Genomic DNA, 22,815 nt, shown 5'->3' on the forward strand with positions numbered 1-22,815 from the left:
AGTCGTGCGGTGCCTCGACCCCATCGCGGCACCGCACGCCTCGCCCTGTCTTCTTCTGTAGGACAGGCATTCCTGCCTGTCTCTCCCCCCGCTCTCCCCCGTATTCTCTCTGCCTCTCTTCAGTGGCACAGGCATTCTTGCCTGTGTCTCTTCTGTCTTCTGTCCTAGAGCAGGGCGCACCTTGCCGCAGCGTTTGGGTGCCACGGTTTGGTACTCCAAGCCGTGCTGTGGGTCACCCAGCCGACACGGCTTGGAGTACCAAACCGTGGCACCCAGACCCCAAGCCGCTACAGGAATAGTCCGCCCCACCAAAAGAGAATACCGGAGAGACGCAGGCAAGAATGCCTGTGCTACAGAAGGCCGAATACGGGGGGAGAGGCAGACGGGGGGAGAGACAGGCAGGAATGCCTGTCCTACAGAAGAGAGACCTTTACCACGTCTTGCCGGTTAGTCGTTCGTAGGCTTCGACATAGCGGGCGCGTGTACCGGCCACCACGTCGTCGGGCAGGCGTGGGGCGGGCGGCTGCTTGTCCCATGGTTGCGTTTCCAGCCAATTGCGGACGAACTGCTTGTCGTAGCTCGGCTGGTCGTGGCCGGGCTCGTACGTGTCGGCGGGCCAGAAACGGCTGCTGTCGGGGGTGAGGACCTCGTCGATGACGATCAGCGAGCCGTCGGGCAGTTGGCCGAACTCGAACTTCGTGTCGGCGATGATCACACCGCGGCTGCGGGCGTGGTCGGCGGCGCGGCCGTAGAGGCGTAAGGTGCGGTCTCGCAGTTGCGATGCCAATTCATTGCCGATCAGGCGTGCCGTCTCGTCGAACGAGACGTTGATGTCGTGGCCGCTTTCTTCCTTCGTCGCGGGGGTGAAGATCGGCGTCGGCAGCTTGTCGCACTGCTTCAAGCCGGGCGGCAGCGCTACGCCGCACACGGTTTGGGATTGCTGGTATTCCTTCCAGCCGCTGCCGGCCAGGTAGCCGCGGGCGACGCACTCGATCGGCACGACGCTGGCCTTCTTCACCCACATCGATCGGCCGCGCAACACGTCGGTGAACGGCTGCACCTGGCTGGGATAGTCGGCGACGTCGGCGGAGATCAGGTGGTGCGCGAACTCGTCCTTTACCAGGTCGAACCAGAACATACTGAGCTGCGTGAGGATCTTGCCCTTGTCCGGGATGCCGTTGGGCATGATGCAGTCGAACGCGCTGATGCGGTCGGTCGCGACGATGATCAGCGAGTCGCCGATGTCGTAGACGTCGCGTACCTTGCCGGTGCGCTTGGGGAAGGGCAGGTTCGTTTCGAGCAGCGCGTCGTGGAGCATTCCGGGCAGATTAAGGGAAGAGGGATGAACCGCCAAGGAGAGGTGGGGTCAGGAGTAACGGGTTCGAGGGTAGCAAGATCGCTTCTCGCTTGACCGCTAACCCCTTGCTCCTGTTCCCTTCTTCCCCCACACACTGGCGAGCGACCGCGGCAAAGTCTAAGATGCCAGTTGCCGAACTTCGCGGCGATGTGACGAGACCGCAGGCAGAGCGTAACCCCCTATGTCGATCAAGTTTGAGATCTATCGCGATGGCGCCCGTGTGATGGCGTTCGAACCCGTGGCCGCCACCGCGGTGGGGCCCGAGAGCGTGCCCATTCCGGGCGACGTGACGTTCAACGATGGCCTGCTGGTCGTCAGTCGGATCGACGAGGGCGCCGCCGGCGTTTCGCTATTGTGGGACGTGGGGGCGGCCGGGCAGTTTATCCTGGAGACCACCCGCCTTCAGCGGCGCGAGGCGCCGTACGTGCTGAACGTCGAGCTGGTGCGCTTCCGGTTGATGAAGATCATCCAGAAGCAGGAAGACTGGAACCTCTTCGACTTCGCCAAGGCCGAGAAGTACACGGCCAAGCTGAAGGAAGCGCAGATCCTGTTCGCGACCGCGCTCGGCAAGCTCGATGAGCCGGCCGAGGCGGCCAAGCTCGCCGACGAGGCGCTGGCGGTGGCGATCGAATTGTCGGAGCAGCTGGCGCTGTTCCACGCCGAGCTGCTCATCAACCGCCGGCGGGCCAGTGGCGCGTTCGTGAAGCACATCTTCGGCTGCCGCGCCGATGCCACCGTGCGCGGCGAGAAGTACCGCGACGCGCTCGCCACGCAGTTCGACTACGCCATCCTGCCGATGACGTGGAAGCAGATGCAGCCGCAGGAGCAGACCTTCGTCACCGAGGCGGTCGACGGGTGGATCGAGCACCTGACGCGCAAGCGCATCCCGATCATCGGCGGCCCACTGGTCTGCCTCGATGAGACCCACGTGCCCGACTGGGCCTTCATCTTCGAGAACGACTTCGACACGCTGCGCGAGATGGCGTACGAGTACGTGCACAAGGTCGCGCATCGCTACCGCAAGGCCGTGGCCATGTGGAACGTGTGTGCGGGCCTGCACAAGCGCGGCTCGTTCGGCTTAACGTTCGAGCAGACGATTGAGTTGACGCGCCTGCTGGTGTCGCAGGTGAAGACCATCATCCCCGGCGCGCGCACGCTGATCACCATCACTCACGCGTTCGGCGAGTACAACGCCAAGAGCCCCCACAGCGTGCCCCCCATGCTGTACGCGGAAATGGTCACGCAGGCGGGCATCACGTTCGAGGCGTTCGGCCTGGAACTGGAAATGGGCGTGCCGGCGGCGGGGCACTTCACGCGCGATTTGTTCCAGCTGAGTTGCCTGCTGGACAAGTTCAGCACGCTCGGTCGGCCGGTGTTCTTGACGGGCATCTGCTCGCCGGGTCGGGCGGGAACCGACCCCAGCGATACGAGCGACGGCCGGCTCGACCCCTCGCGTGGCGGGCGCTGGCGCCGGCCGTGGGACCCGAAGCTGCAGGCGGAGTGGATGGAGGCGGTCTATCACCTGGCGCTCTCCAAGCCGTACGTCGAGAGCATCGCCTGGGGCAACCTGGCCGACCTGCACCCCACGCTGCCCAGTGGCGGGCTGCTGGACGACGCGCTGCAGCCCAAGCCGTCCTTCACGAAACTGCAGGAGATGCGCGAGAAGTTCAAGCAGTACAGCAAGCGGTGATCGCCGTACCACGGGCGGCCCGCCGGTGTGTTTGCTTGAGCCAACGGGGAACACGGGCGAGACGCCCGTGGTACGCAAGGCATGCCCGAACCCGACGATCACTCGCTCCCGTTCACGCTCCGCCAACGGCGGGCGGTGCTGGGCATCTTCTCGCTGGTCTCGATCTACCTGATCTTCCTCAGCATACGCGACCGCCGATACGTGCCCGACCCCTTGCCGGCCGAGTCGTCGCTGGCCTCGCAGCTGGCTGATCGAATCGACCCGAACACCGCCGACATCGCGACGTTGTCCGCGCTGCCGGGACTAGGCGAGAAGCGGGCGGCCGTGATCATCGCGTTTCGTGAGAAGGTTCAGCAACGTGAACCGGGCACAACCGTCTTCAATTCGCCGTACGATCTGCTGAAGGTCCGCGGCATCGGCATCGCGATGCTGGCCAACCTTCAGCCCTACCTGATTTTCCCAGAACCGCCCGCGACGCAGCCGTCGCGTTAGAGGGTGTCAGTAACGCGGCGGCGTCCGCTCTTCACGTAGCATGGGCATCTTGCCCATGGCGTCGGTCCGCCGACGCGTCGGATGGTACGCCATCCGAATCAGCAATCGCGCCAGCGAAACATCGTCTGGAATCATCGAACGAGCAGATCGCTTGCGCTCTTTAGCTCGGGCCGAGAACGGCCCGACACCGCGGGGTACCGCGGCTCCACGGGCAAGATGCCCGTGCTACGTGAAGAGCGGACGCGGCCGTTTAGCATCTAACAGTCGCGCATTCGCCTCGCTAATTGTTCATGCATCCGCCACTGCACCGTCCTATAATCCCTGACCTCAGGGAGCGCCATCTATGCCCGATTTCCAAGTTGTCAGCCCGTTTCAACCCGCCGGTGATCAGCCGCAGGCGATCGACAAGCTCGTCAGTGGTATCCAGTCTGGTGAGGAGTTCCAGACGCTCATGGGCGTCACCGGGTCGGGCAAGACGTTCACGATGGCGCACACCATCCAGCGCATGAACCGCCCGACGCTCATCATCAGCCACAACAAGACGCTGGCGGCCCAGTTGTACGAGGAGATGAAGGGCCTGTTCCCGCACAACGCCGTCGGATACTTCGTCAGCTATTACGACTACTACCAGCCCGAGGCGTACATCCCCCAGCGGGACATTTACATCGAGAAGGACGCCAGCCGCAACGACGACCTCGACCGCCTGCGCCTGGCCGCCACCAGCAACCTCGTCAGCCGCAACGACGTGCTGCTGGTCGCCAGCGTGTCGTGCATCTTCGGTTTGGGTTCACCGAAGGAATACCGCAACAGCGTCGTGCCGATTCGCAAAGACGAGCCGACCGACCGCGACGACATGCTGCGCCGCCTGCTCGACCTTCAATACGCGCGCAACGACATCGACTTCAAGCGCGGCACGTTCCGCGTGCGCGGCGACGTGGTCGAACTGCACCCCAGTTATGAAGAATTCGCCTACCGCATCGAATTCTTCGGCGACGACATTCAAAACATCGACGCGATCAACCCGTTAACCGGTGAGATCCTCTCCAGTCACGAGAGCATCTTCATCTACCCGGCCGTCCACTACGTGATGCCGGAGGACCGTTTGGAAGGCGCCGTCGCAAACATCAAGGCTGAACTCGACCAGCAGGTGATGCACCTGCGCGGCGAAGGCAAGCTGCTCGAAGCGCAACGCCTGCTGGCCCGCACGAAGTACGATTTGGAACTGATTCAGGAGGTCGGCTTCTGCAGCGGCATCGAAAACTACAGCCGACACTTGGACGGCCGAAAGCCCGGCGAGAAGCCGTACACGCTGATCGACTACTTCCCGAAAGATTTCCTCTGCATTATTGATGAATCGCACGTCACGCTGCCGCAGATCAAGGCGATGTACAACGGGGACCGTCAACGCAAGGAAGTGCTGGTGGGCCATGGCTTCCGCCTGCCCAGCGCGATGGACAATCGCCCGCTGAAATATGAAGAATTTGAACAGATGATCAACCAGGTCGTCTTCGTCAGCGCCACGCCCGGCAAGCTGGAGATGGAGTACACGCAAGGCGAAGTGGTCGAGCAAGTCATTCGTCCGACCGGCCTCATCGATCCCGAGATCGAGGTTCATCCCGCCCAGGGTCAGGTGCCGCATTTGCTCACGCAGATCAAGGAACGCGTGGCCGCCGGTGGCCGTGTTCTGGTGACGGCGCTGACAAAGCGACTTGCGGAAGATCTGTCAGCCTACATTCAGGAGGCCGGCATTCGCGGGCGCTACCTGCATAGCGAGATTCAGACGCTGGAGCGCGTCGAGATCCTTAGCGATCTGCGCAAGGGCGACTTCGACGTGCTGATCGGCATCAACCTGTTGCGCGAAGGGTTGGACTTGCCGGAAGTTTCGATGGTGGCAATCCTGGATGCCGACAAGGCCGGCTTCCTGCGCAGTGAAACGTCGCTCATTCAGACGATCGGCCGTGCCGCGCGTAACAGCGGCAGCAAGGTCTTCCTGTACGCCGACACGATCACGCCCGCCATGCAGATGGCGATGGACGAGACGGCTCGCCGGCGCGAGATTCAGCGGAAGTACAACGCCGAGAATGGCATCACGCCGACGACGGTAAAGCGCGCGATCCGCACGAGCATGGAGGCGGAAATCAAAGCCCGGCGAACGACGCAGGAGGCGATCAAGGCCAACGAGCAGCAGTTCGACCAGACCGAGATCATCCGCCTGCTTGAAGAGGAAATGCTGGAGGCCGCCCGCAACCTGGAGTTCGAACGGGCCACCCAACTGCGCGACAAGCTCAACGAGATGAAGGGTGCCCCGGCCATCAAGAGCGGCAAGGACCTGATCTTCGGCGACGACGAAGCCGATGCCCCCGAACGAAAGATCTGGCAACCCAAGAGCAAGGGCCGCGGCGGCAAACGCAAGACTGCCAAGTGACGCCGCGGCGCTGCCGTGGACGCACGTTGGCGGTTAGAATGAGCGGATCATGCATGCATTCCCAAGCTCTGACCTGCTGAAGCCCCTGATCGCGCTCGCCAAGGCCGAAGACCTCGGCCAGCAGAACGACGACGTCACCAGCCGGCTCACCATCCCAGCGGATGCGGTCGGCGTGGCGACGCTATTGCAGAAGGAGGTCGGCGTCGCCTGTGGGTTGCCGATCGTCGAGATGGTTTGCGCCGCATACGACGAGCGCCTGCGCGTCGAGCAGATTCCGGGATTTCACTTCGAGATCATCGAGGGGCACTACAGCGACCAACGCCGTTTTCCGCTGGTGCGCATAAGGGGGCCCGTGCGGTCGCTGCTGTCGGCCGAGCGCGTGGTGCTGAACTTTCTGCAGCACCTGTCGGGGGTGGCCACGCATACGCAGCGGTTCGTGCGGCGCGTCGCGGGGACGAGCGCGAAGATCCTCGACACGCGCAAGACGCTGCCCGGCTACCGCGCGCTCGAAAAGTACGCCGTCGTGTGCGGCGGGGGACACAACCACCGCATCGGCCTCTATGATGGCCTGCTGATCAAGGACAACCACCTCGCCGAGTACCCGCTGCGTGAGCTGGCGGCCAGGCTATCGAAGATTGCCGCTCAGAGCCGCAGCGAAGATGCATCGCGCCTGGTGGAGGTGGAGGTCGACACGCTCGAACAGATGCGCGAAGTGCTGAAGGTCGACGGCGTGCAGGTCATCCTGCTCGACAACATGGACTGCCCCCAGATGGAACAGGCCGTCTCCCTTCGCGATGCCGCGGGCAAACGCGGCACGATCGAACTGGAAGCGAGCGGCGGGGTGACGCTGGAGACGGTTCGGTCGATCGCGCTGACGGGGGTGGAACGCATTAGCGTTGGCGCGATCACCCATTCGGCGCCGGCGCTGGATATTGGGATGGACATCGAGGTGTAAGGACATGCCGCTCCCGTCCCTCTCCCGGTACTCCGGGAGAGGCTAGGTGAGGGTGAATTCAAACTGCTGACGGTTCTCGTTATTCGAAATCACCCTCACCCTAACCCTCTCCCGGAGTACCGGGAGAGGGGACCGGATGGTTTTGGACTTACCTGCCAACACTTTAGGTGTCCGTCCGATAACTCCGCCTCCCAAAATTCCTCTTGCCCCGTTTGCCTCATCCGAATCCAAATCGTAAATCTCCCTTGTCGCCCGCCTGTGTGGGCTGGGTGACAAGAGAGGATCCCCGAAAAGGGCTAAGCCGCTGCGAGGCGGCGCCGGGTCTGTGATGACCTGGCTCGTGGATGGAAACATCCGCGATGCGCAAAGCGCCCGGTCTGGTGGGTCGCCAGGGCCATAAGCCTTGGCGACGAAATCAGATCGAGGGCGTTGCCGAAAGGATCGCTGACGTAAGTTCACGTCACGAACTTTCCTTCCCGGACGATTCTCCTCTTATCGATCCCGTTCGTCGCGCCACGGCCCGCAGTTATAGGGCGGTGGCGGTGCGGCATCGCGGTTTGGCGATTAAGTCGGCGCCAAACGGGTCCGATGACGAACGTGAACGACGCGGTGCGCACGCCACTTCCTGGCGAGCGACCCGCGGCCTTGACCAGTGGCCGATGGACTCGATCGCGTTCGCCGCACAAACGGTTTGACGATCGATCGGTTCAACGGGCCACGGGCATCGCGATCGCGGCAGGGCAGGGCTTCACCCGTCCCGCCCCGCAACGGTCGCGATGTCTGACGCCGACGCGAAAGGAGTGGATCGCGACGCATCAACTGACGCACGTCGGTCGGAAGGCATGCCAGCCGTAAGAGGCCGCCTTCCAGATGCGCTCAGGCCGAATCGGTTCCTTCCGAGCGGCGACGAACCGCACGCAACGGGTGACGGGTTAGCACGATAGCCGCGGCCAATGTGGCCGAGGCATCACAGATTGCAGAGAGACAACGTTTCTTAAGAGGAGAAACACAATGACCGCGATTCGCAAACAAGTTCGCCGTGGGTTTACGCTCGTCGAAATTCTGATCGTCGTGATCATCCTTGGCATCTTGGCCGCCATCGTGATCCCGCAGTTCACGAACGCGTCGCAGGACGCCCGCAAGAGCAACATGGCCAGCCAGCTACAGACGCTGCGCAGCCAGATCGAGCTCTTCAAGCTCCAGCACCGCGACAGCCCGCCGCCATTGGCGAGCTCGGATGAGTTCTGGAGCTTCATGACGCAGTACAGCACCGACGACATCACCGACGCGCCCGACAACGTCGCCGGCACGGCTGCGGCGCCGAAGTTCGGCCCCTACATGCAGCAGCCCGCGGTTAACCCGCTGACCAATTCGTCGACCGTTGCCAATCAGTCCGCTGCCACGGCAACCGATGGTTGGGCCTATAACCCCGCCACGGGCGAACTCCATGGCGTCGCGAAGAACGATGAGGGCGTCGCCTTCATCACCGACGACGGCAACACTGTTGCAGCGCCCGCCTGGGCTGAGTAATCGGGTTGATTCGCAAAATACCTGCCGGTGGGAGAATACCCCACCGGCGGGCTTCGCCAGACACGAATGATGGGCAGGGTATTGGCCGTCGCGCAAGCGCGTTCCACAGAGCGTCGACCTATCTGAAGAGGGCACCGCCATGACACCCGCGCACCGATCGTTCGCTCGTATTCGCAGGTCCCGCGCCTTCACGCTCGTCGAGATCCTGATCGTCGTGATCATCCTGGGCATCCTAGCGGCCATCGTAGTGCCGCAGTTCACGAACGCCGCGACCGATGCCCGCAAGGTGACGATGGCCAACCAGCTGAAGGACCTCCGCACGATCATCGAACTGTACCGCCTGCAGCACGATGACCAGCTGCCCGACCTGCTCGAGCCGGACGGCTGGCAACTGCTGACCACCAAGACGACCAAGGCCGGCGAGACCGACCCCGCCGGTGAGTATGGCCCGTACATGCAGACCGAGATCGTCAATCCACTGACGCAGAGCAGCGTCGTCGTCGAGATCGGCAGCTCGCCGGCGCAGAAGCCAGGTTGGTACTTCAACCCGCTGACCGGCGCGGTACACGGCGCCAACGCCGACGGCACTCAGTCCGACGACGGCGTATAACGACTCGCCGATCGAACCACGTGGGCAGTGGGCCACCGCCCGCTGCCCACTTTCTTTGTTATTGGACATTTCACGCCTTCAGGTCCACCCATCTTTGCCCGATGAGAACACTGGCGCTGGCAGACCTTGCCACTTAACGGGTCTGTCCACCGCACGCGCGCCGGCCAGGCGCCGGAAGGGTATCGAGCCGTACGCACGTGTCGCGAGAGGTTTGAAGATGAATCGCCATTCCCTGCGCCCGGCCTTCACGCTCATCGAGATCCTCGTGGTCATCGTTATCCTGGGAATCACGGCCGGTCTGATCATCCCGCAACTGTCCAACGCCAACGACGTCACCGCCGCCGCGGCGGGGCGGGTGGTGCTCGCGGACCTGACCTACGCCCAGAACGCCGCCATCACCACGCAACGCACGCACTACATTGCCTTCGCGAAGGGCACCGATGCCGACACGTACGTTTTGGTGGACCGGGTCTCGCCATCGCAGCGCGTGTTGATGCATCCGGTGACGCAGATGCCGTTCAAGCAGACCTTCGGCAAGGGTGGCAACGGTTCCCTGAACCGCGTTCGCCTTGGCACGCTGACGCTCGGCGCCGATACCGCCACGAGCACGATCGCGTTCGACGCGCTCGGCTCGCCGTACGCCTACACGACGGCCGCCGGTCTGGTGCCGCTGACTGCATCCGGCATGGTCGACTTGGTCTGTAACGAGTTCACGCTGCGCGTAAGCGTCGCGCCCTTCACCGGCGAGATGAGCGTCGCGCCGGTATCGCCTTAAGCAATGCGCGGTGGCGCGCGTCGTGTGCCACCGCGAACCGAATTATGTTTCGTCTGACTCGCGCACAAGTTCAACCGGTCGGCGTCGACCTCGGCACGGACAGCATCAAGATGCTGCAGCTGGAGATCGTCGACGGCAGCCTCTCGGTCGTCGCCGCCGCACGCGCGCCGATGCCGGACGAGGTGCGCGCCGCGCCGCTCGAGGATCGCATGTCCGTGGCAGCGGGGCTCGTAAAGGGCCTGTTGCGCCAGAACCCGTTCGTCGGGCGCAACGTCGTGCTTGCGCTGCCGCGCGAGATGGTCCACGTGAAGAATCTCCGCATGGCCCCGTTGCCCGACACTGAACTGCCCGCGGCCATCCGCGCCGAAGCGACGAACCTGTTTCCCATCGACATCGACATCGACTCAGCCCAGGTGCGCCACCTGCTGGCTGGTGAAGTGCGGCAGGGGGGCGAGGCCCGGCAGGAAGTGATCGTGCTGGCCGCCCGCAACGACGACGTCGACGGCTTCGTCGAGCGCTTCCACAGCAGTGGCGCGGTCATCCAGTCGCTGGATGTCGAGCCATGCGCCGCTTACCGCAGCGTCGAGCGATTCATCCGCCGGCAGGACGACGAGCAGGACGTGAACGTGCTGATCGATATCGGCGCTCGGCAGACGCTCGTCGTCATCGGTCGCGGCCGGTCGGTGAGCTTCGTGAAGTCGATCGACATCGGTGGCGATCACCTGAACGACGTGGTCGCCAAGAAGCTTGGCCTGGACCCCGCTGAATCGCGCACGCTGCGCCGCCGGCTCGGTGATACGGGTGGCGCGACCGGCGCGCAGGACCCGGTGCGCCAGGCCGTGCACGACGTGGAGCGCAGCGTGATCGAGGACCTGATCCGCGAGGTCGGTCTCTGCCTTCGGTACTACTCCGTCACGTTCCGTGGTTCGCGGCCGACGCGCGTGCGCCTCACCGGTGGCGAGGCCGCCGACCCGAGCGTGCAGGCACTGATGAACGCCGCGTTGCCGATGCCCGTGGAGGCGGCAAGGCCACTGCACAGCGTGAACATCAGCCGGATGAAGGCCAGCGACCGCCGTGGTTCGCTGGCGGAATGGTCGGTGGCGCTCGGGCTGTCGCTGAAGGCGACGACGCGGCACTTCGGCCCACGCGATGGCAAGCCGCGCACCGTGCCCGCGCCGATGGCGGCACTCTCGCCGTCGGCCGCGCCTGCCAATGCCGCGTCGCAGGCTGCGTTGGCCACGGTGGAACAAGCCATGGCGGCCGCGCCCACCATCACCGCGACACCGCTGACGCGCGGGGTGACCCATGCGTGAACTGGACTTCCTGCCCGCGTGGTACCCGCGCCTGCGCCGCAAGCGCATGCTGGCCGTCGCCCAAGCGTGGGCCGCCACCGCGCTGCTGGTCGCCGCTGCGTCGTGGGTGTTTGCCGAACACCGGCTGGCCCGGGCCAGCGAGGCACGGCTGGTCGAGCTGGCCGCTGCGCTGGATCGTACGCAGGTCGACCTGCACAAGCTCGACGACCTGCTCGCACTCGAGGGCCGCTGGCGCCACCGTGACCGCGTGATGATCAAGCTCGGCCTGCACGTCGAGGCGACCCGGTTGATCGAGAAGCTGAACGAGGTCATGCCGCCCGAGATGGCCGTCCTCGCGCTCGAACTGGAGACCGCTGACGCCAAGGCGGACGCCGCTCGGGCGATAGATTCGAACGATGACGCTGTGGCCTCGCTCGATATGCCACCCGATCGGCAGTTGAACGTGCGCCTGCACGGCGTGGCACCGACGGACGTCGATCTCGCGAGTTTCATGATGCGACTCAGCGGCGTTCGGTTCTTCGAGAACGTCAACATGTCCTACGCCAAGGACCGCAGCGAGGGCGGCCATCTTATGCGGGAATACCAGATCACCTTCTCGCTCAACCTGAAGGCACCGGCGGTGAACAAGTGATGGAGACCCCGACCCCTACGCTCGCGCCTCGGCCGCTCCGCTCGCAAGTGAAGCGTTACCGCCGCACGCATTGGGTGATCGGCGGCACGTTCGTGATGCTGTTCGCGGGCCTGTACCTGTTTGGCCATCGTCCCGCGGCGGCCCGAGCCGCGGCATTGGCAAGCGAGGTCGCACAGCGCCAAGCTGAGCTGGCCGCGGCCGAAACGCGAGCGCGCGACCTGGCGGTGGTCGAGACGGAAGTGGAACGGCTCAGCGCTCGCCTTGAACGCTTCGACAAACGCCTGCCGAGCCAGCGCAACTTCGTACGCGAGCTGAACGCGTTCACGAACGACATCACACAGCTGGCCCAGCAGAGCGCTATCAAGAAGATCAACTGGGTGCCCGGCGTCATCCGTCGCAGCGAGCTGTTCTCGGAACAGCCGATCATGCTCAGCTTCGAAGGCGACTTCCTCAGCGTCTTCACGTTCCTGCAACAGGTCGAGTCGATGCCGCGCCTCGCACGGGTGCGCAAGCTGGCGCTGACCTCGAAGGACTCGAAGGTGGGGCAGGTCGAGGTGCAGGCGTCGATCAACCTCTACTTCGCGGACACGCCATGACCGAAACCCCAACGCCCAAACCCCAGGCCGGGCCGTCCAAGGCCACCGTTACCGCGACCCATGTCCTGTCGCGATGGACGCGAAGTACAAGAGATTTCACGCGCGCCCATCCCCGTACGATGTCCGTCGGCGGTGCCGTCGCGGTTGCGTTAGTGGTTGGAATGGGCCGCTTCGCGTTCACCGGTTCGGCCGCGCCCGCGGCCGCCACCGCGTCATTGTCGCGGCCGATGACGGTGCTCGAACCGCAGGCCACCCGCATGTTGGCCCGCCGGCCGTTATCGGACCAGGCATCACCGGCGGTGCAGGAGTGGGTGCGCACGCCCATTGCCCCCGTCGGCCGCAATTTGTTTGCGATCAAGCTCGATTATTTCCCCCAGGACGGCACAAAAGTCGATCAGACGCTGCGCGCGCCACAGGGGAACGGATTTTGGGACAAGTTAGCAAAGTCGATGGCCTCGCGTGCCGATCAACGGAGGGAGAGGCAGATTCTGGTCGAGAACCTGCAACTCCAGGCGATGCAACTTCGGTTGCAAAGCACCGTGATGGGGCCCTCGCCAGGGGCGCTCGTCAACGGCAGTCTGGTTCGGGAGGGAGACGTCGTCGCGTCGTTCCGCGTCCTCAAGATTGAGGCGCGGCGCATCGTGGTCGAGCGAGAGGGCATCAAGCTCGAGATACCGATGCAGTAGCGACGGTGCCCGAGTACGCGATTGCGGAGCGCGAATCTCGTATTGCGGAACGAACGTGCGACGTCCATGCACGCTCGTCTTCCCAATCCGACATCCGCGGTCTGCACTTTCGCAAAGCAAAAGAAGGATTTCTCCCATGGCAAGCATCTCACGCACTTCGGCGGTTATTTTTTTGGCCGCAGCGTCCGTTTATCCGGGTCACGTAAACACGGCAAACGGGCAAACCCAGGCATCTGTGGCAAAGCAGGGTGACACCGGTGTCCGCCTGCTGGAAGACGTGTCCGACCCGTTCGGCGCTGATCCTGCGACAACGGCACCCGCCTCTCAGCCCGCCACCAGCGCATCCGACGAGATGAAGGTCGGGTTGACCGGCACCTCCATCAATTTCCAGGACACGAATCTCGTTCAGGCACTGAACATGCTTGCGGTGCAGAACGGCCGCAACCTGGTGGCCAGCCGCGAGGTGAAGGGCACGGTCACGCTGAGCTTGGCCGACGTGACGCTCGACGAGGCGCTCGCCGCCATCTGCAAGCAGAACGATCTGGTGAAGGTCGAGGACGGCCCGGTCATCTACGTCTACACGCGCAAGGAATACCAGGACGTGCAGAAGGCCAACCGCCGCACGGCCACGCAGGTGTTCACCATGCACTACGTGCCGCTGACCGATGCGGAAAAGATGGTGAAGAACCTGCTGTCGCCCGAGGGCAAGACGGTGATCACCGCTGCCGCAAAGGGTGGCGTGGGCTTCGACGGCGCGTCGGCCGGTGGCGATGATAGCGCCGGCGCCAGCCTCCTGGTCGTCACCGACTACGAAGAAAACCTCGCGAACGTCGCGCGGCTCGTGCAGGAGATCGACGTGCGCCCGCAACAGGTTCTGGTCGAGGCCACGATCCTGCGCGCCAGCCTCACCGAAGACAATGCGCTTGGCGTCGACTTCACGGTGCTGGGCGGCGTCGACTTCTCGACGATCAACACCACCAACGGACAGTTCAACGGTGCTGGCGTCGCAGACGGCGCGCCACTCTCCAACCGCAACAGCAGCGTTGGCACCGGCAACAACTTCACGAACAGCATCAACAACGGCGTGAAGGTCGGCTTCGTCAGCAGCAACGTCGCGGTCTTCCTCTCAGCTTTAGAAGAGACGACCGACACCGCCGTGTTGGCCAACCCCAAGGTGCTTGTCCTGAATAAGCAGAAGGGCGAAGTGAAGGTCATCCGAAAGGATCCGTATCGCGGCAAGATCGTCACGAGCGAGGACGGCATCACGCAGGAAGTGGAAACGCAGGAAACGGGTACCAAGCTCGTCTTCCGGCCGTACATCGGCAACGACGGATACATCCGCCTGGAAGTTCACCCCGAGGACAGCACCGCCCTGGCCGCCCGCGCCGCCGACCTGCCGCCGAGCAGCCTGAGCACCGAGGCCACGACCAACGTGCTCGTGAAGGACGGCCGTACGATCGTCATCGGTGGTCTGTTCCGCGAGAGCACCAGCACCACGCGGTCGCAGATCCCGGTACTGGGCAACATCCCGGTGCTTGGCAACCTGTTCCGCAAGAAGGCCGACAACACGGTGCGCGAGGAAATCATCATCCTGCTGACGCCGCACATCGTGAAGGATGACGAGGCGTACGCTAAGCAGAGCAAGCAGGAAGCGGAAGACGCCGAGCGCATCCGCGTGGGCGTTCGCAAGGGCATGATGCCCTGGGGCCGCGAGCGGTTGGCCGAGAGCGCGTACGACAACGCGCAGAAGGAACTAGCCAAGCCGAACCCCAGCAAGCGCAAGGCGCTGTGGCACCTGAACTGCGCCACCAACCTGAATCCGAAGTTTCTGGAAGCGATCGAGCTGAAGGAACGCGTGAGCGGCAAGGTCGTGACGACCGTCGACAACAGCAGCATTCGCACGTTCGTCCGCGAGGCGATCCTTGCCGACAGCATGGTCGCCACCGCTAACGGCATGCCCACGACCAGCCCAGTCGCCAAGGCGCCGCTCAGGATCATATCGAGCAACCGTGGTGAAGCGGTCGCAGCGGCGGAAGTGCCGGCGACGCAACCGGTGGCTGAGGCCGCCGGGGTTGATGCGACCGACGTGCTCGCCAGTGAACCGATGACCGAACCGTCGCCTGTCGCCGCCGACCCGCTGCCCGAGAGCGCGTTCGAGACGGCCACGTTGCCGACCGTCCCGTCGTCCACCGAAACCGAATCGTTGCCCACCGCCACCGTGACGGTGCTGGAAATGGCCGACGATCAAGCCACCACCGAGGTGGAGCCGGTGACGGAGGTGACGGTGAACAACCCCGTCGTCACCACGCGGCCCGCGGTCGTTCCGTCGTCGTCGGACGCGCCGTTGTTCCACATCACGGAACTGCCGTCGAACGAGTAGTTCCCGGTTCTTAACCGGATGAGACACGGGAGCAACACCATGAGCCACAGAATGCGCAACACGCTGATCACCCTCACCCTCGCCGCCACCCTGGCGGCCGCCGGGTGCGGTAACAACAAGTCGAGCAAGAGCGCCGCCAAGGAACAGTGGAACGCCGCCCGCGCCAACGTGCTGGCCTCGCTCGCGCGGGACCAGTACAACGCCGGCAACTTCGACAACTGTGCCAGGACGTTGAAGGACGCGATGGCAATGCAGCCGAAAAGCGCATCGCTTCGCATACTGTCATCCCGGCTGGCGATCGAGCGCGGCCAGCTTGAACTGGCCGACGCCGAGCTGAAGCTGGCGCGGGAGTTCGAGCCCCGGAACCCCGAGGCCGACTACCTCAGTGGCGTGGTCCAGCAACGCTGGGCCAACCCCGAGGGAGCGTTGGTGTTCTACGACGCGGCGCTGGCGAAGAATTCCGGCGAGATCTCGTACTTGCTCGCCAAGGCGGAAACGCTGGTGGCCCTGGGCCGCGAGGACGAGGCGCTGACGGCGCTGAAGGACCGCGTGGTCTTCTACGAACACAGCGCCGCGATACGCGACGCGATCGGCCAACTGCTGATGCAGCGAGGCGAAACCGCCGCTGCCATCGACATGTTGCGCCAGGCGTCGATCCTCGCGACCGATGATAAGGTCATCCGCGAGCACCTGGCGCTGGCTCTGTTCCAGGGCAACCGCCCGCGCGAGGCGGGCGACATGCTCGCCAAGCTCGTGAAGGACGACCCCTACGCCACCCGCGGCGACCTCTGGACCGCGCTGGGCGAGTGCCGCCTGCAGGAAGGCGACCTCCGCGCCGCCCGCGAGTCGTTCGAGACCGCCGCCCGGTTGCAACCGGCATCGGCCGGGGTCTTCCTCTGCATCGGCAAGGTCGCGCTAAAGACCGCCGACTACAAGCGTGCCGAGCTGGCGTTGCGCAAAAGCATCTCGCTGGACGGATCGTCCGCCGAGGCAAACTTGCTGCTGGGTTACCTTCGCTTGAAGCAGGACCGGTTCGAGGAAGCGCTGCACGCCTTCCAGCGGGCGACCCTGCTCGACGGTGGCGACAGCGTCAGCCAGTGCATGGTTGGCTTTGCCATGATGAAGCTCGGCCGGCACGACGAAGCCGTGCAATACTATGGGAAGGTGCTGCAACAGCATCCCAATGACCCGCTTGCAGCGCGCCTGATGGCGACCATCGACATCGGCGAGTAAGTCCAAGATCGATCCACGGTGTGTCACGGGCGGCCGGTCCGCCCGTGTCGCCGTTGGTAGACGGCAGCGCGACGCGCATCGCCCACATACGCCGCAGATCCCGTCAGTTTTGCGCTTAACCGCACATCCGCGCGCACCGACATAGATAGAAGTAGAGGCACGACGCGTCGCGTGACCCGTGAAGGGCCGCGCCCGAGTTGGGCCTGCCAAGCAACGTTTACAGGACCGACGTCCATGCGATTGAACGGCGCTGCACTGCGACAGCTGCGAAACCTCCAGTACCTGGCGATCGGTCTGCTGATCGCCGGGCTCGGATGCTTCGTGCCCGCCGCCGGCATCGTCCGCACGGGTAGCGCGTCCACCGGTTGGCTGTGGTGGGGGGCTTGGCTGCTGGCGGCATCGGGTGGGGTGGGTGTGGCGGCGGCATGGTCAACGCGCTGCGACATCCGCCGAATGGCCCGCTCGCTGCGCGCCGAGGCCGGCAGTGAATGGCTGGAACCGATCGATCCTGGCAGCACGTCGCTGTTCAAGCTTGCAGAAGCGATCAACGAGGTGATCTCGATCGCCCAGCGCACGGTTGCCGACGCGCAGGTGCAGGTGAAGAGCTACGCGATCCAGTTGAAGGTCGCGACCGCAGAACGGCAGCATGCCGAGGCGATCATCAAGAGCATCTCCGATGCCGTGCTGGTCACCAGCCGGTTCGACGAACTCGTGCTCGCCAACGACTCGGCCGCCAAGGCGTTCGACTTCGACCTGAAGACCGCGCACCGCACGCCGGTCGACCGCCTGCTGCACGACCCGCGGCTGGTGGAGATGATCCGCGATATGCGGCAGAGCCGCAGCGTCAACGGACGGCGGGTGATCGAGCACGACATGGACATGCCCGGTGGCGAACGAACCTATATGGTCACGCTCTCCGGCGTCGCCGACAGCGCCGGTGAGCCCGGTGGCGTGGTGGCGGTGCTGCACGACATGACGCGCGAAAAGGAGGTCGCGCAGATGAAGAACGACTTCGTCTCCAACGTCTCCCACGAACTGCGCACGCCGCTCGCGAGCATCAAGGCGTACGTCGAGATGCTGATCGACGGCGAGGCCGACGACGAGCACACCAAGGCCGAGTTCTACGAGATCATCCACGGCGAATCGAACCGCCTGGGCCGGTTGATCGACAACATTCTGAACATCAGCCGGATCGAAAGCGGCCTGGTGAAGATCAACAAGCAGCCGCAGAGCCTGTCGGTGATCGCCAAGGAAGCGGTCGACGTGATCGGCCCGCAGGCGAAGCTGAAGCGCATCTCGATCGTCGAGCAGCTCTGCCCGGTCTTTTATCAAACGCCTGCCGACAAGGACATGCTGTACCAGGCCGTGCTGAACATCCTCAGCAACAGCGTGAAGTACACGCCCGACGGTGGGCAGATCACCGTGCAGACCACGGTCGACGAGGCCGGCAAAAAGCTCTTCCTTCGAATAATCGATACGGGCGTCGGCATTCCACCAAAGGACCTGCCCCACGTGTTCGATAAGTTCTACAGGGTCGAGGCGAACAACAAGATGGCCAAGGGCACCGGCCTGGGCCTGTCGCTCGTGAAGCACATCGTGGAGACGGTGCACGGCGGCGAAGCGATCGTGACCAGCGAAGTGGGTAAGGGCACGACGTTCACGTTCGAACTCGATCTGCATGAGTAGTGGGTGGTCCGTCGTCAGTGGTCCGCTGTCCGTTGTCGAAGACTGCGAAACTGCAGGTTGTCACGACTGAACATGGACCACGGACAACTGACCAAGAGTAGTACACAGGAGAGAAGAAAATGGACGCGAAGAAGATTCTGGTGGCCGATGACGAGTCACACATCCTGCACGTGGTGTCGCTGAAGCTGCGCAATGCCGGGTACAAGGTGGTTACGGCCCGCGACGGGCAGGAAGCGTACGACCTGGCGGGGCAGGAGCGCCCCGACCTGATCATCACCGACTATCACATGCCGCAACTGTCAGGCATCGAGATGTGCCGCAAGCTGAAGCAGGACCCCGCGACGGCGAGCATTCCCGCGATCATGCTGACGGCGCGCGGGTATCACCTGGAGCCACACGACACGCGCGACAGCGGCATCCTGCGGATGCTGAGCAAGCCGTTCAGCCCGCGCCAGTTGCTGCAGACCGTGAACGAAGTGCTGGAGCACACCACCGCGATGCGCGGTGCCGCGTAGTTTGTTTAGCCCGCGAAAGGGGCCCGCGATGTCACAGGTGCAAGTCGTTCCGACCCATGCCACTGCGTCCAACGCCGCTCAACCGGGCGGCGCGCCGCAGGTCCCGCACGCCGTGCTGGAGAACCTCGCGGCCCGCTTCCGACCCGCGGGCTTGTTCCTGCTGATGCTGCGCCCCGACGGCTCCGTCGCCTACCACGATGGCTCGGCCGGCACGTTCTTCACGCGTTACGTGCTGCCGATGCTGCAGTACCCCGAACGCGCCGATACCGGTCTGCGCGGTCAGGCACAGCAACTGAACGCCAGCAGCACCGTGGGGATCTGGGACGCGTTGCCCGGCGTGCTGCTGGCGGCGTTCCCGTACGTCGAGAAGCGCCAGCTCGGTGGCATCCTGGTCCTGGGTGCGAAGAACGCGTCGTTCCGACTGAACGAAGACGTGATCCGCGTCTGCGGCCGGTTGGGAGTGGACGGCGTGTGGCTCAGCCAGCAGGCCGACCAGCTGCCCGCTTACGCCGACGAGGCCATCCAGCGACAGGCGCGAATGCTGCTGGCGATGGTGCGCGACCAGGTTCGTTTGACTGGTATGGAGACGGAGATCGAGTCGCTCTCCGGCCAACTCGCCGACACGTACGAGGAACTGTCGCTGATCTACCAGATCAGCGGTGGCATGCGCGTGAACCGCCGGGCGGGTGACTTCTTCAAGCAGGCCTGTCTTGACGTGCTGGACGTGATGAACATCCGCGGCATGGGCGTCTCGCTGCGCGGCGCCGAATCGATGAAGCACGACCCCGTGATCTACGGCCAGGTCGCGCTGCCGCCGGGGCAGATCTTCCGCTTATCCGACAACCTGATGGCGATCATGCAGGAGCGCAAGGCGCCGCTGCTGATCAACGAGCTTGCCAAGGACCCGATGCTCGGCTGGATGAGCGAGCACGCGCGCAGCCTACTCGTGGTGCCGTTGCAGCGCCAGGACAAGGTGCTGGGCTGCCTCTTCGCGATCGACAAACACGACGGTGAGTTCAACAGCGTCGATAGCAAGCTGCTGGCCAGCATCAGCAACGAGTCAGCGATCTACCTCGAGAACGCGATCCTGTTCGAGGACGTGCACCGGCTGATGATGGGCATCATCCGCAGCCTCACCAGTGCGATCGACGCGAAGGACGCTTATACCTGCGGTCACAGCGAACGTGTTGCGCTCATCAGCCGCACGCTGGCCAAGGAAGCGGGCCTGCCCGAGGCGGACGTCGATCGCATCTACATGGGTGGCCTGCTGCACGACGTGGGCAAGATCGGCGTGCCCGAAGTGGTGCTGCAGAAGGCGGGGCGGCTAACGCCCGAAGAGTTTGAGCAGATGAAGAAGCACCCGCAGATCGGCGCCCACATCCTGGCCGACCTGAAGCAGGTCGCCGACATCGTGCCGGGCGTGCTGCACCACCACGAGCGGTTCGACGGCAAGGGCTACCCGTACGGGCTATCGGGCGAGCAGATCCCAATCATGGGCCGCATCATCTGCCTGGCCGACTGCTTCGACGCGATGACGAGCAACCGCACGTACCGCAAGGCGCTACCGTTGGAAGTCGCGCTCGCCGAGATCCGCCGGTGCGGCGGTACGCAGTTCGATCCACGGTTGACCGAGTTCTTCCTGAACATCGGCATCGATCGGCTGCGGTGCATTCTGCGCGATCATCAATCGACCGCTGAAAGCGCTAAAGCCGCGTAGCGGATGGCCGATAACGATTGAGTGACGCATCGTCCGGTCCCCTCTTCCGGTACTCCGGGAGAGGGGACCGGAAGCTCCGACCCACACGTGACCCCTATGCCCGTGAAATGTGACGAGTACGGCCAGGTCTGCGTGCTGACGATCGACGGCGACTTCGTCGGTGACGACGTCGCGACGCTGCGCAACGCGGTCGACAAGGAGATCGACCGCCACCAGATCGTCGACTTCGTCGTCGATCTGGAGAAGTGCAACTTCATCGACTCCGACGGCCTCGAAGCGCTCGTCTGGGTGCGCCAGCGCACCGACGACCTCTTCGGCCAAGTAAAGCTCGCCAACCTCGACGCCAATATTCGAACCATTCTAGAGATGACGCGCCTCACCCAACGCTTCGAGTGCCACGAGGAACTGGCCGGGGCGCTAAAGACGATGAGATAGTGGAATTGTCGAGTGCCGAATGGAAGCCAGCCGGTCCCGCTGGTCGACTTCATTCGGCAATCGGCATTCGGCAATGCAAACATGATCGCCTCGCTCGAACGAAAACCTCTGGGGCAAGTGCTGCTGGGCAAAGGATTGATCCAGCAGGAGCAGTTGGACCGCGCGCTGGATGAGCAGCGGCGGTCGAACCACCAGAAGCTGCTGGGCGAAATCCTCGTCGAGATGCGCTACTGCACCGAGGATCAGATCATCGAAGCGCTCGCCCAAGCCTACGGCGTGCCGTACGCGCGCATCAGCCCGCGCATCGCCGATCCGAAGGTCATCGCGACGCTGCCGAAGGAATTCCTCGAAAAGCATGGCGTCCTCCCGATCTTCCTGGTCGAAGGCACGCTAACCGTGGCGGTCCCCGAGCCGGCAAACGTGTTCCTGATCGAGGAGATCGAGCGCCTCAGCGGGAAGAACGTGCAGGTGGTGGCGGCGACGGTGCGCGACATTCGCGCCACGCTGCAGGCCTACCTGCCGAACGACAAGGTCTTCGTCATCGACGACGTGATCGACGAGGTGCAGCCTGGCGAGTTCACGCTCGTGCAGCAGAAGGCCGTGCAGGACGTGGCCAACCTCGAGGCCGCCGCCGGCGATTCACCGGTGGTGAAGCTCGTCAACTACTGCATCTACAACGCCGTGAAGGAAGGCGCCAGCGACGTCCACATTGAACCGGGCGACAACGTGCTTCGAGTGCGCTTCCGCATCGATGGCCGCCTCGCCGAGCGGCTGTGCCCACCCGCCCAGATGCACGCCGCCGTCACCAGTCGGGTGAAGATCATGGCGGGTTTAGACATCGCCGAGCGCCGGCTGCCGCAGGACGGTGGCATCCACGTGATGCTCGACAAGCGCCCGATCGATCTGCGCGTCAGCACGATGCCCGGCCGGTACGGCGAGAAGGTCGTCATCCGCGTCATCGACAACGAACGCGCGAGCATGAACCTCGAGAAGCTCGGCTTTGCCTATGAGACGCTGAAGGCCTGGCGCAAGCTGATCGCGGTGCCGAACGGCGTGGTGCTCGTGACCGGGCCGGCCGGTAGTGGTAAGAGCACGACGCTCTACTCGTCGCTCGCGGAGCTGAACAAGGCCGACGTCAACATCTGCACGATCGAAGATCCAGTTGAATACAACCTGCCCGGAGTGAACCAGTTTCAGGTAAACGACAAGGCCGGCCTGACCTACCCCGGCGCCATTCGCTCGCTGCTGCGGCAGGACCCCGACTTGCTCATGATCGGCGAGATCGATGGCGCCGAGACGGCTCGCCTGGCCACGCAGGCGGCGCTCACGGGTCACCTGGTCCTGAGCACGTTGCACACGAACGACGCGCCCGCGGCCGTCACGCGGCTGTTCAACCTGGGCATTGAACCATACCTCGTCGGCGCGACCGTCGGTGGCGTGCTGGCGCAGCGCCTCGTGCGCAAGCTCTGTCAGCATTGCAAGGAAGCGTACGTGCCGAGCATCAACGAGAAGCGCTCGCTCGAGCGGTCCGCCGGCGGCAGTGAGATGTTGTTCCGCCCGAAAGGCTGCCCCCGGTGCCGCAACCTGGGCTACAGCGGGCGCATCGGCATCTATGAACTGCTGGTGATCGACGGTGACGTTCAGGACCGCATCAGCAACGGCGCGCCGCTAAACGAACTGCGCGATCTGGCCAAGACGGCCGGCATGCGCACGCTGCGGTCGGATGGAATGGACAAGGTGAAGGCCGGCATCACCACGCTGGACGAGGTCTATCGCGTGACGGCTTGAA

At 64.1% G+C, this 22,815-nt stretch carries 19 protein-coding genes; 18 read left to right on the forward strand and 1 reads right to left on the reverse strand.

The genetic code is table 11. The features are described 5' to 3' along the window. Positions 1-430: 430 nt before the first annotated feature. Positions 431-1,318 (reverse strand): phosphoribosylaminoimidazolesuccinocarboxamide synthase, encoded by an 888-nt coding sequence (locus VGN72_13500; GenBank protein HEV7300376.1) that lies wholly within the window; start codon positions 1,316-1,318, stop codon positions 431-433. A gap of 220 nt (positions 1,319-1,538) precedes the next feature. Here VGN72_13500 and VGN72_13505 point away from each other — a divergent pair, with 220 nt between their 5' ends. The 18 genes from VGN72_13505 (at position 1,539) to VGN72_13590 (ending at position 22,814) form a co-directional block, all read left to right on the forward strand. After that, entirely contained in the window at positions 1,539-3,047 is a 1,509-nt protein-coding gene (locus tag VGN72_13505) for an endo-1,4-beta-xylanase (GenBank protein HEV7300377.1), read from the forward strand. An 81-nt stretch (positions 3,048-3,128) separates the two neighbouring features. Continuing rightward, positions 3,129-3,539, forward strand: coding sequence for a helix-hairpin-helix domain-containing protein (locus VGN72_13510; GenBank protein HEV7300378.1), 411 nt, complete (start codon positions 3,129-3,131; stop codon positions 3,537-3,539). A gap of 343 nt (positions 3,540-3,882) precedes the next feature. Next, entirely contained in the window at positions 3,883-5,964 is a 2,082-nt protein-coding gene (gene uvrB, locus VGN72_13515; protein ID HEV7300379.1) for an excinuclease ABC subunit UvrB, read from the forward strand. 49 nt (positions 5,965-6,013) lie between these two features. Beyond that, positions 6,014-6,919: a carboxylating nicotinate-nucleotide diphosphorylase gene (nadC, locus tag VGN72_13520; GenBank protein HEV7300380.1), complete on the forward strand. Its 906-nt coding sequence runs from the start codon at positions 6,014-6,016 to the stop codon at positions 6,917-6,919. A 1,011-nt stretch (positions 6,920-7,930) separates the two neighbouring features. After that, entirely contained in the window at positions 7,931-8,449 is a 519-nt protein-coding gene (locus VGN72_13525) for a prepilin-type N-terminal cleavage/methylation domain-containing protein (GenBank protein ID HEV7300381.1), read from the forward strand. Between the two features lie 139 nt (positions 8,450-8,588). After that, positions 8,589-9,059: a prepilin-type N-terminal cleavage/methylation domain-containing protein gene (locus VGN72_13530; GenBank protein ID HEV7300382.1), complete on the forward strand. Its 471-nt coding sequence runs from the start codon at positions 8,589-8,591 to the stop codon at positions 9,057-9,059. A 217-nt stretch (positions 9,060-9,276) separates the two neighbouring features. After that, complete coding sequence (locus tag VGN72_13535; GenBank protein HEV7300383.1) at positions 9,277-9,834, forward strand: prepilin-type N-terminal cleavage/methylation domain-containing protein; 558 nt, start codon at positions 9,277-9,279, stop codon at positions 9,832-9,834. Positions 9,835-9,878: 44 nt separating this feature from the next. After that, positions 9,879-11,147: a pilus assembly protein PilM gene (pilM, locus tag VGN72_13540; GenBank protein HEV7300384.1), complete on the forward strand. Its 1,269-nt coding sequence runs from the start codon at positions 9,879-9,881 to the stop codon at positions 11,145-11,147. Continuing rightward, positions 11,140-11,778: a PilN domain-containing protein gene (locus tag VGN72_13545; GenBank protein ID HEV7300385.1), complete on the forward strand. Its 639-nt coding sequence runs from the start codon at positions 11,140-11,142 to the stop codon at positions 11,776-11,778. Before pilM ends, VGN72_13545 begins: the two co-directional genes overlap by 8 nt. After that, entirely contained in the window at positions 11,778-12,374 is a 597-nt protein-coding gene (pilO, locus tag VGN72_13550; GenBank protein ID HEV7300386.1) for a type 4a pilus biogenesis protein PilO, read from the forward strand. Before VGN72_13545 ends, pilO begins: the two co-directional genes overlap by 1 nt. 119 nt (positions 12,375-12,493) lie before the next feature. Next, positions 12,494-13,060, forward strand: a complete 567-nt coding sequence (locus VGN72_13555; GenBank protein HEV7300387.1) for a hypothetical protein — start codon at positions 12,494-12,496, stop codon at positions 13,058-13,060. 235 nt (positions 13,061-13,295) lie between these two features. Next, positions 13,296-15,440, forward strand: coding sequence for a hypothetical protein (locus VGN72_13560; GenBank protein ID HEV7300388.1), 2,145 nt, complete (start codon positions 13,296-13,298; stop codon positions 15,438-15,440). 39 nt (positions 15,441-15,479) lie between these two features. Then, on the forward strand, positions 15,480-16,673 hold the full coding sequence (locus VGN72_13565; GenBank protein HEV7300389.1) for a tetratricopeptide repeat protein: 1,194 nt from the start codon (positions 15,480-15,482) through the stop codon (positions 16,671-16,673). A 234-nt stretch (positions 16,674-16,907) separates the two neighbouring features. Further along, positions 16,908-18,359: an ATP-binding protein gene (locus VGN72_13570; protein ID HEV7300390.1), complete on the forward strand. Its 1,452-nt coding sequence runs from the start codon at positions 16,908-16,910 to the stop codon at positions 18,357-18,359. Between the two features lie 119 nt (positions 18,360-18,478). Beyond that, a complete protein-coding gene (locus tag VGN72_13575) occupies positions 18,479-18,874 on the forward strand; it encodes a response regulator (protein ID HEV7300391.1) in 396 nt (131 codons plus the stop codon). A 28-nt stretch (positions 18,875-18,902) separates the two neighbouring features. Then, the gene (locus VGN72_13580) at positions 18,903-20,591 is read left to right on the forward strand and encodes an HD domain-containing phosphohydrolase (protein HEV7300392.1); all 1,689 of its coding nucleotides are present in this window, start codon (positions 18,903-18,905) and stop codon (positions 20,589-20,591) included. 96 nt (positions 20,592-20,687) lie between these two features. After that, positions 20,688-21,026, forward strand: coding sequence for an STAS domain-containing protein (locus VGN72_13585; protein ID HEV7300393.1), 339 nt, complete (start codon positions 20,688-20,690; stop codon positions 21,024-21,026). Positions 21,027-21,107: 81 nt separating this feature from the next. Next, entirely contained in the window at positions 21,108-22,814 is a 1,707-nt protein-coding gene (locus VGN72_13590) for a GspE/PulE family protein (GenBank protein HEV7300394.1), read from the forward strand. Position 22,815: the final 1 nt, after the last annotated feature.

It is taken from the genome of Tepidisphaeraceae bacterium (assembly GCA_035998445.1).
Lineage (GTDB): Bacteria > Planctomycetota > Phycisphaerae > Tepidisphaerales > Tepidisphaeraceae > DASYHQ01.